11 protein-coding genes and 1 pseudogene are annotated in these 14288 nt (G+C 60.0%); 4 read left to right on the forward strand and 8 right to left on the reverse strand.

Annotated elements, in window-relative coordinates:
- Positions 1-28 precede the first annotated feature (28 nt).
- Positions 29-1009, reverse strand: coding sequence for a deoxyribonuclease IV (locus tag VH599_03805; GenBank protein HEY7347420.1), 981 nt, complete (start codon positions 1007-1009; stop codon positions 29-31).
- Complete coding sequence (gene scpB, locus VH599_03810) at positions 1006-1707, reverse strand: SMC-Scp complex subunit ScpB (GenBank protein HEY7347421.1); 702 nt, start codon at positions 1705-1707, stop codon at positions 1006-1008. The genes VH599_03805 and scpB overlap by 4 nt, the downstream gene beginning before the upstream one ends.
- A gap of 397 nt (positions 1708-2104) precedes the next feature.
- Here scpB and pth point away from each other — a divergent pair, with 397 nt between their 5' ends.
- From pth to VH599_03830, 4 genes and pseudogenes are all read left to right on the forward strand, one after another.
- Positions 2105-2689, forward strand: a complete 585-nt coding sequence (pth, locus tag VH599_03815) for an aminoacyl-tRNA hydrolase (protein HEY7347422.1) — start codon at positions 2105-2107, stop codon at positions 2687-2689.
- A 63-nt stretch (positions 2690-2752) separates the two neighbouring features.
- Positions 2753-6349, forward strand: a complete 3597-nt coding sequence (gene mfd, locus VH599_03820; protein HEY7347423.1) for a transcription-repair coupling factor — start codon at positions 2753-2755, stop codon at positions 6347-6349.
- Between the two features lie 19 nt (positions 6350-6368).
- A complete protein-coding gene (locus tag VH599_03825; protein ID HEY7347424.1) occupies positions 6369-7007 on the forward strand; it encodes an HAD-IA family hydrolase in 639 nt (212 codons plus the stop codon).
- Positions 7008-7034: 27 nt separating this feature from the next.
- Positions 7035-7460: pseudogene (locus tag VH599_03830) on the forward strand (GNAT family N-acetyltransferase).
- A 107-nt stretch (positions 7461-7567) separates the two neighbouring features.
- On the opposite strand, the gene VH599_03835 reads toward VH599_03830, so the two are convergent.
- From VH599_03835 to murC, 6 genes are all read right to left on the reverse strand, one after another.
- Positions 7568-7720, reverse strand: coding sequence for a hypothetical protein (locus VH599_03835; protein ID HEY7347425.1), 153 nt, complete (start codon positions 7718-7720; stop codon positions 7568-7570).
- Positions 7721-7819: 99 nt separating this feature from the next.
- Positions 7820-9184 (reverse strand): cell division protein FtsZ, encoded by a 1365-nt coding sequence (gene ftsZ / locus VH599_03840; protein HEY7347426.1) that lies wholly within the window; start codon positions 9182-9184, stop codon positions 7820-7822.
- A 73-nt stretch (positions 9185-9257) separates the two neighbouring features.
- The gene (gene ftsA, locus VH599_03845; GenBank protein ID HEY7347427.1) at positions 9258-10493 is read right to left on the reverse strand and encodes a cell division protein FtsA; all 1236 of its coding nucleotides are present in this window, start codon (positions 10491-10493) and stop codon (positions 9258-9260) included.
- Between the two features lie 215 nt (positions 10494-10708).
- A complete protein-coding gene (locus tag VH599_03850) occupies positions 10709-11743 on the reverse strand; it encodes an FtsQ-type POTRA domain-containing protein (GenBank protein ID HEY7347428.1) in 1035 nt (344 codons plus the stop codon).
- A 64-nt stretch (positions 11744-11807) separates the two neighbouring features.
- Positions 11808-12851: a UDP-N-acetylmuramate dehydrogenase gene (gene murB / locus VH599_03855; GenBank protein ID HEY7347429.1), complete on the reverse strand. Its 1044-nt coding sequence runs from the start codon at positions 12849-12851 to the stop codon at positions 11808-11810.
- Between the two features lie 18 nt (positions 12852-12869).
- Complete coding sequence (gene murC / locus VH599_03860) at positions 12870-14279, reverse strand: UDP-N-acetylmuramate--L-alanine ligase (GenBank protein HEY7347430.1); 1410 nt, start codon at positions 14277-14279, stop codon at positions 12870-12872.
- Positions 14280-14288 lie beyond the last annotated feature (9 nt).

Below are 14288 nucleotides of genomic sequence, written 5' to 3' on the forward strand. Positions count from 1 at the left end.
CATCACTGATTCTGACCAGAAAACAGTGCTAGCGTGTCGGCTGGTCGATCTGAGGCGGCATAGTTTCTGCCGAGCCTTCGGCTGCGGGCGCTTGCCCTGGCTGCGGCCCCGGCGCTCTCGATCCCGCGCCCAGCGCCCGCACACGGGCAAGGTGTTCTTTATCATGCGCCCAATCAGGGCGGGTCTCGTCATCCTCAAGTGTCTGGATCGGCGTTTCCAGAATGATGGCGACGTCTTGCAGGGCAGGATGCCTGAGCAGGGTACGCAGCCCGACCTCTGGAATGATGCCTTCACCGATGCGGGCATGCAAGTCGCGGCGCCCGCCTAGCGCAGTAGCGGTATCGTTGAGGTGGATTACCGGCAGACGCCGCAAGCCAACCAGACGATCAACATCTGCTAGCAGGCGCGTGACCTCCTCCGCGCTGCCAAGATCGTAACCAGCCCCCCAGAGATGCGCGGTGTCCAGGCAGATGCCCAGGCGTGCCGCGTGTTCAGGCAGCGCATCCAGGACGGCTGCCAGATGCTCGATCCGGGAACCAACCTGGTTGCCCGCCCCCACATCGTTTTCAAGCAGGACCACAACTTCGTCTGGCGCGGCTGGCAGGATGCGGCGCAGGCCGTCGGCGATGCGCTCGATGCCCGCTTCGACGCCTGCGCCCCGGTGGCTGCCCATGTGAAAGACAACATAGCGAGCGCCAAAGCGCCTGGCACGCTGTATCGTTCCGCCCAGCAGTATAACAGACTTGTCAAAAATAGTCTCGTCGGGCGAGGCGAGGTTAATGAGATAGGGCGCGTGGACGACGACGGGCGAGAGTCCACGCTCGGCGACGGCACAGGCAAAGGCGCTCGGCGGGTCGAGCTTTCCTGGCGCTGCCGGAACATCGCGTGGCGGCTGCCAGGAGGTAGGATTGTTGACAAAAATCTGGATAGTGTCACAGCCTAGCGATTGGGCGATTTCGGCGGCCTGGACTGGTCTGGAACTGGTGGGAAGATGGCGACCTAACTTCAACCTGACTCCTCCTCGCCCTCTTGCCTGGCTGGCGAGATAGCTGACTGTTCGGACGGCTGCGGCTCTGCAATGGATCGCTCGCTATGCCCGTTAGCCGCAGGGGCGCGATGGTCCGCTCCATTGGGGAGCGATTCCAACGCCTGAAGGCTTTCGCCGGGGAGGTCGAGTGTGGGCAGATGCTCCAGGCTGGTCAGGCCGAACTGCTGAAGGAATTCGGGCGTGGTGGCGAAGAGCGCAGGCCGACCAACGGTGGCGGCGCGCCCAATCTCGTTGACCAGGCTATGGGCGATCAGACTGGCAAGCGCCCGATCACTATTGACGCCGCGAATGGTTTCGATCTGGCTGCGGGTGATTGGCTGGCGATAGGTGATGACGGCCAGCGTTTCCAGAGCGGCAGTGGTGAGCTTGACCTGGCTAGGCAAGCCCAGGAACGCGGCGATATAGCGGGCGTTCTCCGGCGCGGAGACAAGCTGCACCTGGTTGCCCAGGCGCTGTACGCGCACACCGCGCTTTTCGCACTCGGCAGCCAGGGTGGCAAGTGTGGCTTCAAGCTGGCCCTCGTTGATTGCCAGCAAGCGCCGCAGTTCGGCCCGCTCCAGGGGGCGTCCGGCCACGAAAAGAAGGCTTTCGAGGGCAGATTTCAGTTGTTCAGCGGCGGTCTGCTGGGTTTCTGCTTCGTGGGAATCTGCTATCTGCATAGTTTCGGATGTAGCGCCTGGGAGAGTTTCTCTTAGCGCACTGCGCGCTCTTCACATACTACCCGATTATAACACGGCGCTTGCAGAACGCAAAGTTTTTCAGCAAGTTTGCGTGGAACGCTGCCACGCACGTATTTGCCATCGGGGAGTACATTTGGGACCGTTTATCTTTTACTCACTCGCCAGTAGGAAAGGTAGCCAGACCCCGGTTGTGCACGGTATGTCGCACATTATGTCCAACATGATATAAGGTAGTCAGGCCCCGGTTCTGCATGGTATAATGAAGAAAAGAGCGGCGCACCCGCGAAAACAGGTGCGCTAGCGCACCGCCCCCCTTATCTTCGGGAGGCGGTTCTTCTGCTGCGCAGAAATATGCAAAGGATGGGAAAGAGCAGCGGTGAAGTTGGTTGTGGGCCTGGGCAATCCAGGCAGAGAGTATGAGAAGACGCGCCATAACGTGGGCTTCCATGTGGCTGATCTGGTGGCTGAGGCCGAGGGCTGGACCTGGAGCGGGAAACGCGGCAAGACGCTGCTGGCCGAAGGGCTGATCAACGGCGAGAAGGTTGTGCTGGCGAAGCCGCAGAGCTACATGAACCTGAGCGGCAAGCCGGTCGCCGACCTGGCGCATTGGTATAAGGTCGCTCTGGACGATCTGCTGATTGTCTGCGACGACCTCGATCTCCCCTTTGCCAGAATGCGGCTGCGTCCGCGTGGCAAGTCGGGTGGGCATCATGGGCTGGAGTCGGTCATCGAGGCGCTAGGGTCAAGTGAGTTTCCTCGCCTGAAGCTGGGGATTGGCCGACCGGCGGTGAATCCAATGCAGACGGCGGGTTATGTGCTGAAGCCTCCGCGCGGCAAAGAGAAAGAGACGCTGGAGGAAGCCGAGCGGTTAGCAGCGGAGGCGGTGCGCTCTTTTCTGCGCGAGGGCGTGCTGGTGGCAATGAATCGGTTTAATAGTGTCCGTGTTTCAGAGAAAGCCTGAATCTGCCTGTAGCACTGCCAGAGATGGCTGTGCCACAAGCAAAACGACTCATGGGGAGGATAGATGTCCTTACAGGGTTTACTCCCGATAATGAGAGAGCGGCCAGAGTTTCGCCGCCTGGTCGAGCAATTGGAGCATGGCGAAGCGCCCCCGGAACTGCATGGCGTGAGTGAGTCCAGCAAGCCGTATCTGCTGGCGGCACTGGGTACCGCGCTGAGTCGGCCATTGTTGATTGTCGTGCAGGATGAGAATCGGGCGCGGGACGTGGCCGAGATGCTGCGACCGCTCACGGGCCGCCCGGAGCAGGTGCTGTTGTTCCCTGACCGGGATGCCCTGCCCTATGAGCGCATGATTGAAAATGCCGAGACGATGCAGCTACGACTGGGTACGCTGGCACGCCTGGCAAACGGCAGAACGAAGCCGAAGCCACAGGCTCCGGATGCGGCGCTGATTGTCGTTGCCTCGGCGCGGACGCTGACCCAGCCGATTATCCCGCCAGACGAGCTGCGCAGGGCGCTGGTGGAGCTGCGGGTGGGCGAGGAGTTGGACCTGGAACTGCTGCTGGAGCAGTGTTATCACCTGGGCTATGAGCCGGTAGCGGAGGTGGAGGAGCCAGGGCAGATGACGCATCGCGGCGGCATCGTAGATATTTTCCCGCCGACGCTCGTTCGGCCTGTACGGATCGAGTTCTTTGGCGATGAGATTGAGTCTATTCGCACCTTCGACCCTGAGACGCAGCGTTCGCTCAATCCCATAGATTCGGTGCTGCTCGCGCCTTCCAGGGAAGCACTGCCGCTGCGCGGGCCAGAGGCGGCGGCTGAACTGGAGCGGCTGCCGATAACGACGCTGCATCAGGATGCGGCTGATCGCTGGGCGCGTGATCTGGATGCTTTGCGGTCCCGGCAGTCGTTTGATGATCTGGTCTTTTATCTGCCCTATCTGCATCGCCCGGCAACGCTGGTCTCCTATCTACCGCCCGATGGCGTGCTGGCGCTGGATATGCCTGATCGGCTGGAAGAGGTGGCGCTGCGGCTGGCCGATCAGGCTGAAGAGGTGCGCGTTTCGCGGGAGCGCGATGGGGAGAATCCGCCCGGGCTGCGCCCGGCCTTTATCGGCTGGCATGACCTTTGGCCGCAGCTTGAGGCGCGGCGGTATCTGCGCTTTGCCAGCTTTCTGACAGACGAAAGCCTGCCCCCTGGTGATCAGCGCGTGGCAGGCAATGGAAGCCAGACCAGAGATGAGAGGCGCGCGCTGGCGCCTGATCTGCACGCGGCCAACTCGTATGGGGGGCGCTTGCGGGCCTTTGTGGTGGAAACGCGACGGGCGATGCGTGAGCGGCAGCGCGTAGTGGTGGTGACAGGCCAGGCGCGGCGGCTGTGTGAGGTGTTTGGGGATGAGGCGCAGTTTGGCGCGGATGCTGTGCAAGTTTCGCCCGTGATTCACCTGGCCGAAGCGCCGGAGCCTGGCTTGCTGGCGATTGTCCAGGGGCATCTGGCGGAAGGCTGGCAGAGCCGCGCGCTGGCGCTGACGGTCTTTACCGATACGGAAGTTTTTGGCTGGTCGAAGCGGCGTGAGGCAGCGCGCCGCAAGCCGGTAACTCCGGCGACCTTCCTGGCGGAAGTTCATCCGGGCGATTTTGTGGTGCATCAGGATCATGGCATCGGGCGCTTCGAGGGGCTGGTCAAACTCAATAGTACCGGAGTCGAGCGCGAGTACCTGTTGATTCAGTACGCCGGAACGGACCGGCTGTATATCCCGACGGATCAGCTTGATCGCGCCACCAAGTTTATCGGCATGGGCGATGCGACGCCCGCGCTTAGCAAGCTGGGCAGCGCAGAATGGGCGCGCGCCAAGCAGCAGGTCAAAGAGAGCGTGCAGAACATCGCCAGCGATCTGCTGCGGCTCTACAGCGTGCGCGAGGCGGCGGACGGTCACGCCTTCCCGGCTGACAGCGAGCAACCCTGGTTGCAAGAGCTTGAAGAGGCGTTCCCTTATGAGGAGACTGCCGATCAGGCGCGGGCCATTGATGAAGTCAAGGCCGATATGCAGCGGCCCCGCCCGATGGATCGGCTGGTCTGCGGAGATGTGGGCTATGGCAAGACGGAGGTGGCGCTGCGGGCCGCTTTCAAGGCCGTTCTCGATCAGCGCCAGGTAGCTGTCCTGGCTCCGACGACGGTTCTGGCACTTCAGCACTTCAATACCTTCAGCGAGCGGCTGCGGCCTTATCCTATTCGCGTCGAGTTACTGAGCCGCTTCCGCTCGGAGAAAGAGCAGAAGCAGGTGTTGGAAGACCTGGCGCTGGGCCGCGTTGATGTTTTGATCGGCACACACCGGCTGCTCCAGAAGGATGTTGTCTTCAATAACCTGGGGCTGCTGATTATTGATGAAGAGCAACGCTTTGGCGTTGTCCACAAGGAGCGGCTGAAGCAATTGCGCATGGAGATTGATGTGCTGACGCTGACAGCGACGCCCATCCCGCGCACGCTGCATATGGGATTGGTCAATGTGCGCGATATGAGCGTGATTGAGACGCCTCCACAGGAGCGGCTGCCGATTCGCACCTCGATTCGTGAATGGGATGATGCGCTCATTCGTGAGGCGATTCTGCGCGAGGTGGATCGCGGCGGCCAGGTCTTCTTTGTGCATAACCGTGTGCAGGGGATTCAGGTGATTGCCCAGCGGCTGCAACGGCTTATTCCAGAGGCGACGTTTGCGGTGGCACATGGGCAGATGGCCGAGGATCAGCTTGAGCACGTCATGCTGGCCTTTTCCAGCGGCGAATATAACGTCCTGGTCTGCACGACGATCATTGAAAATGGGCTGGACATTCCCAACGCCAACACGATTATCATCAACAACGCGGCGAACTTCGGGCTGGCGCAGTTGTATCAGTTGCGCGGGCGCGTGGGGCGCGGCTCACATCAAGCTTATGCCTATCTGCTCTTCAATAAGGAGACGAAGCTGACGCCCATTGCCGAAAGACGGCTGCGGGCGATCTATGAGGCAACGGAACTGGGTGCGGGTTTCCGTATTGCGATGAAAGACCTAGAGATTCGCGGCGCGGGCAATCTGCTGGGGCCGGAGCAGTCCGGGTTTATGAACGTCGTTGGCTTTGATCTGTATAGTCGGCTGCTGGCGGAAGCGATTCAGGAGCTTCAGGGTAAGAAAGCTGAGGCTGCCGTTCCTGTCGTCACGATTGATTTGCCGGTGGATGCCTATATCCCCGATGAGTATATCAATGACCGGGCGCTAAAGATGAACTTCTATCAGCGATTGGCGAACCTGATGACGCGCGAGCAGGTGGAAGCGATGAGATCTGAACTGCAAGATCGCTTCGGGCCGCTGCTGCCGCCGGTTGAGAACCTGCTGAAGCTGATCGCGCTCAAGGTAGGGGCTGGGGAGATGGGCTTTGAGTCGATCAGTCTGAAGGAGGGTGTGGTGATCATCAAGGCGCGGCGCAATATGACGCCTAACCGGGTGGCGCTCTATCGGCGCTTCCGTAACGAGGTGAAGGTGCAGCTTGGAGTGATTCAGATTCCTCGTCGCTTGCTGCCCGACGACTCGCAGGCGTTGATTGCGGCGCTGCATGACCTGCTGCCGCAGATCAGCACAGTTGGTGGCCCACAGATGCAGACGGTAGGTGTTAGCGCGGCTCAATAACGCTGTAAGGAAATGATGGATGCCTGAGCAACAACTTTTGCAACAACCCCGTGCGGTTGTTTTGGATATTGGCAATGTGCTGGTTGAGGTTGATTTTTCTCGCTCCCGGCGTCGTCTGCAAAGCCTCTTCCCTGAAGAGAAGCAGCTTGCTCGTATCCAGCGTTGGCTGAGGAGCAATGAAGACCGCTACGCATTAGGGCTGATGACGACGAATGAATTTGTAGGAGGGGCGTTGGCGGAGCTTGGCCTTGACCGCGCGGCGTTTATTGATCTCTGGAATGATATATTCGTTGAGCGCACCTATATACCGCTGTTTATGCAGGAACTCCGGGCGCAGGGCTATATGCTGGCTATCTGCTCCAATACCAATGAGCTACATATGGATTACCTCCAGAGTATCTCTCCCTGGTTTGCCGAAGCGCAGCATATCATCTTCTCATATCAAGTTGGCGCGCTGAAGCCTGACCTGGCGATCTATCGTGCTGTGGAAGCTGCGACCGGTCATCCTGCCGCCGGGCATCTCTTTCTGGATGATCTGCCGGAAAATGTGGCTGGCGCTCGCGCGGCTGGCTGGGATGCCATCTGCTTTGAGACGCCAGAGCAGGTTCAGGCAGAACTGGTTGCCAGGGGCATTCGATTCACGCCCTGGAAGCTGTAGAAGCTGCGAAAGAAGGGCCTGATGGAGATGCCTACCAGGCGGTTGCTCCTACGAGATTTTGCGGCGGAAGACGAGGCTGCGGTTCTTGCCCTGGAGGCCGATCCGGCCCTTCATCACTTTCGTGGCGGCGGCCAGCTCACTGAGGGAGAGGGGCGCGCCCTGTTCCAACGGACCCAGGACTGGCTCACGCTCAACCCGCGCCCGGTTTATGCTCTGGCGATAGTGCTGCGCGACGAAGGGCGGCTGATCGGGATGGTCTTTCTGACCATTACGAATCGGGAGTTGGGCCAGGCAGAACTGGGCTATCGGCTCAGCCCTGCGGAGTAGGGACAGGGATATGCTACCGAGGCCGCTCAGGCGCTGGTTGATTTCGGGTTCTCCACTGTTGGGCTTCACCGCATCTATGCGCTGTGTCACCCGGATAATACTGGCTCGCAGCGGGTGATGGAGAAGATAGGCATGCAGTATGAGGGGCGCCTGCGCGAAGACTTTCGCAATAGAGATGGCTCCTGGCGTGATAGCCTGCTCTATGCCATCCTTGACCATGACTGACTGGCGCTTCAAGGGACTTCTTGTGGCCCGTATTCTGGCAGGTCTATCCTGGGGTCAACCTGATCGAACTCTTCAGGGGAATGGAAGAGATCGTCGAGATCCTTCTGTTCGATGGCGCGCAGCCGAATCCTTTCGCTGCGCCAGAAGTTATAGTTCGCCATGAGCTATCCTCTCACCTATGGAGCATCTTCTTGTCAATTCACGGCGCAAATGAAAGAGCCGGAGAGGTGAATCGCTCCTCTCCGGCTTCCTGCGCCGCGTTAGCGGCGGCGCAGGAATGCAGGGATTTCGATGCCATCCAGCGGGCCAGAGCGCCGGGGCGTGTCTGGTGGGCGCTGGATGACTTGCCGGACGGGGCGGCTCTGGCTGGGCGGCTCTGGCCGTCCGGTATCCGGCAGAGGCGGCGTCGGCTCCGCTACCACCTCTGTGTCGGGGTCTGTGGCTGGCTCGCCAGAGGTGGGGCGCAGATGAGCCGCCGGGACTCCAGGGCGGTTACCAGGCGCGCTGGTGGCGCGCAGCCGCGCCGAATCAGGCAGAGGCGTTGATGTCGGTGGCAGATGCGGCGTGGGGCCAATCGGCCCGTGATTGACCGGGTAAGCCGGACGCGAACTGCCAGCCTGGGCGTAGACCATGCGGCGATCATACTCGCTGCGGCCCTGGAGCGCCCGGTTCTCAAAACCGGTGGCAATCACCGTAATCTTGATACGGCCATCGTACACCGGGTCTTGCACTGCCCCAAAGATGATATTGGCCTCCGGGTGTGCGGCCTTGCTGATAATGTCGGCGGCCTCGTGAACCTCGAAGAGCGTCAGGTCGTTGCCGCCAGTGACATTAAACAGCACCCCACGCGCGCCGCTGATGTCAATATCGAGTAGTGGGCTGGCGATAGCCTGGCGCGCGGCATCCACCGCGCGCGTTTCGCCGCTGCCCTCACCAATTGCCATCAGGGCGCTGCCGGCATCGGCCATAATGGCCTTGACATCGGCAAAGTCCAGATTGATGATGCCTGGCACCGTGATCAGGTCGCTGATGCCCTGGATGCCCTGGCGCAGCACGTCGTCAGCAAGCCGGAAGGCTTCGGACAGCGGCATCTTTTTATCAGCCACCTGGAGCAGCCGATCATTCGGGACAGTGATCAGCGTATCAACATGCTGCTTGAGCGCGGCGATGCCCTCTTCGGCAGCGATGCGGCGCTTGTTGCCCTCGAAGGAGAATGGCCTGGTCACGACGCCGACGCTGAGCGCACCAGCCTCCTTGGCGATCTGCGCGACCACAGGGCTGGCGCCGGTTCCGGTACCCCCGCCCATGCCGGAGGTGATGAAGACCATATCCGAGCCTTTAATCGCCTCGTAGAGTTCTTCGCTGCTCTCCTCGGCGGCTTTCGCGCCGATGGCAGGGTTGCCGCCTGCGCCAAGGCCGCGTGTCAGCTTATCACCGATGCGGATGCGATGCGGTGTTTCGGCCAGCAGCAGCGCCTGGGCGTCGGTGTTGACAGCGATAAACTCGATGCCGAGCATCTGCGCCTGAATCATCCGGTTGACAGCGTTGCTGCCGCCGCCACCGACGCCGATGACGCGAATCTGAGCAAACCCCTCAACCTGATGATGGTTCATTTGTGGCGCCATGTTCCAAGCCTCCCTTCTATCCGAAGGCTGCAAAGGAAAATCGAACGGCACGATTGCTATTCGATTTGTTTTCCTATGGTAGTAACGTTTGAAGCCACTGCTTAAAACGCTGATAGACAAAAGGTACTTCCTGGCTGCGAGCTTCATCCGCAGCCAGCGCCTCACTCTGGCGCAATCCCCACAGCAGCAGACCTACCCCGGTCGAGAACGCGGGCTTATTCACCAGCGAATCAACGACTTCGTGCAGCCCGCGCGGTGTGCCGATGCGCACCGGCAGGTTAAATGTGGACCGCGCTTTTTCGATGATGCCAGGCAGTTCGGCAGTGCCGCCAGTAATCACAATGCCGGAAGGCAAGAGGCCATCGTACCCGGATTTGGTAATCTCTTCCTGGCACTTTTCAAAGATTTCCTCCACACGCGCCTCGATGATTTCTGCCAGCGCATGCTGATCGGCATCCTCTTTGCAGTCGGGAACAAAAGGCTCCAGGTCAACCCTTTGCCCGGCTGGAATCTGGCTGGAGTCGGCATGGCCGTGTGTGACCTTCAGTTCTTCGGCGGCCAGGAACGGGATGCGCAGGCCATAGGCAATATCATTGGTAATGAGATTGCCACCCAGCGACAAGACAACGGTATGCCAGATAGCGCCTTCTACAAAAATAGCGACATCGGTGGTGCCGCCGCCGATGTCCAGCAGCACGACGCCAAGCTCTTTTTCGCTGGGCGTCAGGACAGACTCACTGGAGGCCAATGGCTCCAGAACCAGATCATCTATCTCTACCTGAGATTTCTGGACACATTTAATCAGGTTTTGGATGGAGGCCACGGCGCCAGTCACGATATGACATTCCACCTCCAGCCGATAGCCTGACATGCCAATAGGATTCTTGACGCCCTCTTGCCCATCCACCAGGTAGCCGCGCGGAATGACATGAATTACCTCGCGGCTGCTGGGTACTTCGATAGCGCGCGCTGCTTCAATTGCCCGGTTGATGTCACTGGGGACAATTTCGCGGCTGTTGGGGGAGATGGCGACGACACCTCTACTATTCAACGATTCAATGTGGCTACCAGCCACACCTACATAGGCCGCCGCGATTTTGCGCCCTGAAAGACGCTCGGCGCGGTCAAGGGCAGAGGTGATGGACTCCACCGTTTCGCTCATATTGATGACCACGCCGCGCCGCAGCCCGCGCGAAGGACACAGGCCGGCGCCCAAAATATTGATTTTTCCGTTGCGGTCCTGTTCGCCGACGAGAACACAGACTTTTGTCGTTCCTACGTCGATTCCGACGATGATCCGATCTGGCACGGCACACGCTCCCCGTTATCCGGCAGAACTCAGGTTCCAGGTTTGGACCCCATGAACCCCTGAGAGACAGTGGTCTGGAAGGGTCTGATACGCAGACCCAGGGAAACGGTTTCAAGCGCCTTTTCTGATACAAATAAGCAGGCGCCGTTGGCTACGCAAGAGAAGGCAAATACTTACGCAGGCAGCTAATCGGTTGAAGCCTTCTGCTGAGGGCTTCATGGTTCAGCGCCTGGACTCTTCAGACGATAATACGGGTAAAATCCAAAGCGGAGGTCAACCAGCGCGAGCTGCTGGCCCTGCTGTTTGACAAGTTGTAAGATGGCGGCAAGCTCTTTGATCTTGTTCTCCAGGTTATCGGGGGCGCCAAAGCGCGCCTGCCAGCCATCCGCGCTTATCAGGACAACTCCATACGCAAGGGTATCGCGCAGCGTGAAGCTGGTGATACCAATCGCTGTCGGAACCTGCTCTAGCAATTGACGGGCCATTTGTATGATCTTTGGGTCAATTTTGCCGCCAGGCGCAAAGGGTTTTCCATGCTGGTCGCCTGTATGCTCATCGCGCACGACTGGCAGCCCACCGGTGTGTTGCACCTGAGCAATGATGCTGCCTCCAGCATCAACGCTATACTGGTTTGTGCCAACCTGCCAGATAAGCACAGGCTGGCGCTCTACTACGTGGACGAGCAGCGTATCGGGCAGGTTACGTGTCACGCTGGCATCAGCAATTGGCGGGAGCGTCTTGATGTGTGCCGCATCGGCGCTGGTGTCGGCGAGAAAAATATTGATCCCATCGAGATGAAGCCGCTGGATGGCGGCAATTAATTGCCCGTTGCGCGTGCCTTCAACCGTGATGTGCTGGACCTCAAAATAAGGGATGGTCAAGAGGGTATGCAGCCCAAAGACGATTGCCAGCAGCAGCGGCACGACAATCAGCATGCGCCTGATCCATCGCTCACGTCTGCTTCTGGGCTGGCGGCGTTTTGGGCTGGCCTGCATCTCTGCATGCTTCAGTGCGCCTGAACGCGCCCAGCCGACCCCGATCATCGTACTGGTTGGCTTCTCTTCAGCCAGGGCCGACGCGGCTATGTTCGCGGGCCGTGCGGGCTTCCGCTCTCCCCTGGAAAGTCTGGTCTGGTTTCGTGGCTGTCGGCTAAACGTCACATCGATCAGGCTGCTCTCGCTTGCAGTCCTTGTTGATGCGCTGCCTGGCGCTGCCTGCTGGTTCTTGACTCTCTTGCTTCGTCTGAACATGTATCTATCTGCATGCAGATGAGCGGACCTTTTGGGGTCCATAGACAGGTCGTTGCTTCCTTCTTTACGGTGTTTCGGCCTCCGTTTCTCCGCGCAGTTCGATCTCAAGCTCAAGCTCGACGCCGAAGCGCTCGCGCACCGTTGCGCGGGCGAGGGCGATCAGCGCCAGGATGTCGGCGGCGCGTGCGCCTCCTAGATTGACGATAAAATTGGCATGGCGCGACGAGAGCTGCGCTTTGCCGATCTGCTTGCCCTTCAGGCCAGCCGCCTCTATCAACCGACCCGAATAGTCTCCAGGAGGATTCTTGAAGACTGAGCCGGCGCTGGCCTGGGGTGGTTGGGTCTCTTTGCGATGCTGTTTGTAATGAGCCACGCGCGCTTTGAGCGTCTCTGGCGCTTCACGTCGCAGCCGACAGGTGACGGATGTGACGATCTCGGCAGGCTCGATCAGCGCGCGCGGCGGCGGCAGTGGTCGGCCCTGGTTGTCGAACTCGACCCGGCGGCGCGCCCGGAAGCGGCTGTCGCGGTAGGCCATCTGGAGCACAGCCAGCGGATAATCATGTACCTGGGGGCCAGTTTCCAGGTTATGAGTGTCCAGGATGCGCGCCGACTGAAGCGTATCGCTCAGGTTGGAGCCATGCGCGCCTGCATTGCTGATGACTGCGCCGCCCAGGCTGCCCGGAACGCCTGCGCCCCACTCCAGCCCGCCCCAGCCTTGCGCCGCCAGGTCATTGACCAGTTTAGGGAGGTTGACGCCTGCGCCGCCAACCAGTTGCGCGGTCCCATCGCCAAGGTCGGTGAGCGCCCATGTGGAAAGCGCGTTCTGGACGACGATGCCGCGCACTCCAGCATCGGTGTAGAGCAGGTTGGTGCCGTTGCCAACGAGCATCAGCGGCCAGCGCGCCCCGGCGGCCAGCGAGACGAGATCAATAAGATCGCCTTCGTTATCTATCGCCAGCCAGGCGTCGGCTGGGCCACCGACGCCAAAGGTACCGTGTCGCGCCAGCGGCTCATTGAGGCGCACGCGCGCTCCAAAACGCTGGCGCAATGTGTGGGTCATTTCAGCCAGATCAAAGTTCCAGTGCGATGATGTCAGTGATTGATTCATTCCCAGTATCCAGATCAGTTATCCAAGCAGTGGCGATGGCCCGAACATGGCCTCGGTGATTTTGTAAATTGTTCCTGAACCCATTAACAGCGCGATGTCATTGGGTGCGAGCATCGCTTCAAGCAGGCGCTGTGTTTCAGCCAGTGAAGCTCCATAGATGACATGATCGCCGCGCCCGGCAAAGGTAGGCCGCTGCTGAATGGCCGCGACCAACCTCCGCGTGTGAATATCGCCAGGGTCGTGTTCACGCGCGCCATAAATATCGCTGATGATAACTTCATCCGCCTCGTCGAAGGCTGCAACGAATTCCTCGAAAAAGCGTTTGGTGCGTGTGAACAGCGCGGGCTGAAAGACGGCAATCAGCCGCCGCGTCGGGTAGCGCAGCCGCGCTGCTGCAATGGTGGCTGCCACTTCGCTGGGGTGATGGCCGTAATCGTCAATGATAATCTGGTCGTTGGCGGTGGAGCGAATTTCAAAACGACGCTGTAAGCCGCTAAATGCTGCCAGGCTGGCACGCGCTGCATCGGGCGTGACGCCGCACAGGCTCGTCGCGGCAATGGCGGCGATGGCATCTTCGACCAGATGGCGGCCCGGCAGAAGCAGATTGAAGCGCCCAAGCGAGGTGCCTCTGCGCTGCACCTCAAAGCTGGTCTCTCCTTCCAGACGCACATCGGCGCCCAGGAAGTCGGGTTCGCTGGCCGGGTTCAGCCCGTAGGTCAGGATGTGGCCAGGCCAATCGGCAAGGCGTCTTCGGAAATCGGCGACGCCTTTGCCTTCCGCACCCAGGATCAGGGTGGGCGGGATGTCCCAGCGGTCACTCATATCCATGCCGCGCACAAATCGCTCGAAGCCTATCAGATAGTCATCAAATGTTGGATAGTTCTCGACATGGTCGTGGTCGAAGTTAGTGATGATGGCGATGCGTGGATGATAGTGCAAAAAGTTAGAATTATACTCGTCGGCCTCGTTTACAAAATACTGGCTGTGGCCCAGGCGGAAATTGGCGTGAAAGCGTGGGACCACAGCGCCAACCTCACAGGTAGGGTCCAGCCCGGCATCAACCAGCAGCAGCGAAACCATAGCTGAGGTCGTGCCTTTGCCGTGCGACCCGGCAATCGAGATGCCCAGCGCCTCGCGCATATACTCACCGAGCAACTCCTGCCAGGTAATGGCGCGGATGCCGCGCTCACGAGCGGCCAGGTACTCTGGGTTCTGTGGGTTAAAGACCAGCGCCGCCGGGACGTAGACCAGCAGATCAACGCCATCGAGATGGGCGGGGCTGTGGCCTTCCAACACGGGGATGCCCGCATCCTGCACCATGCGGGTGATTTCGCTGTCGCCCAACGTCCGTTCGCAACCGCTGACATGCTCGCCTAGCGCCTGAGCAAGTTGAGAAACTGCCGAACACCCATGTCCGCCAATTCCCATAAAGTGAAT

The organism is Ktedonobacterales bacterium (assembly GCA_036557285.1).
In the GTDB taxonomy this organism is placed as follows: domain Bacteria; phylum Chloroflexota; class Ktedonobacteria; order Ktedonobacterales; family DATBGS01; genus DATBHW01.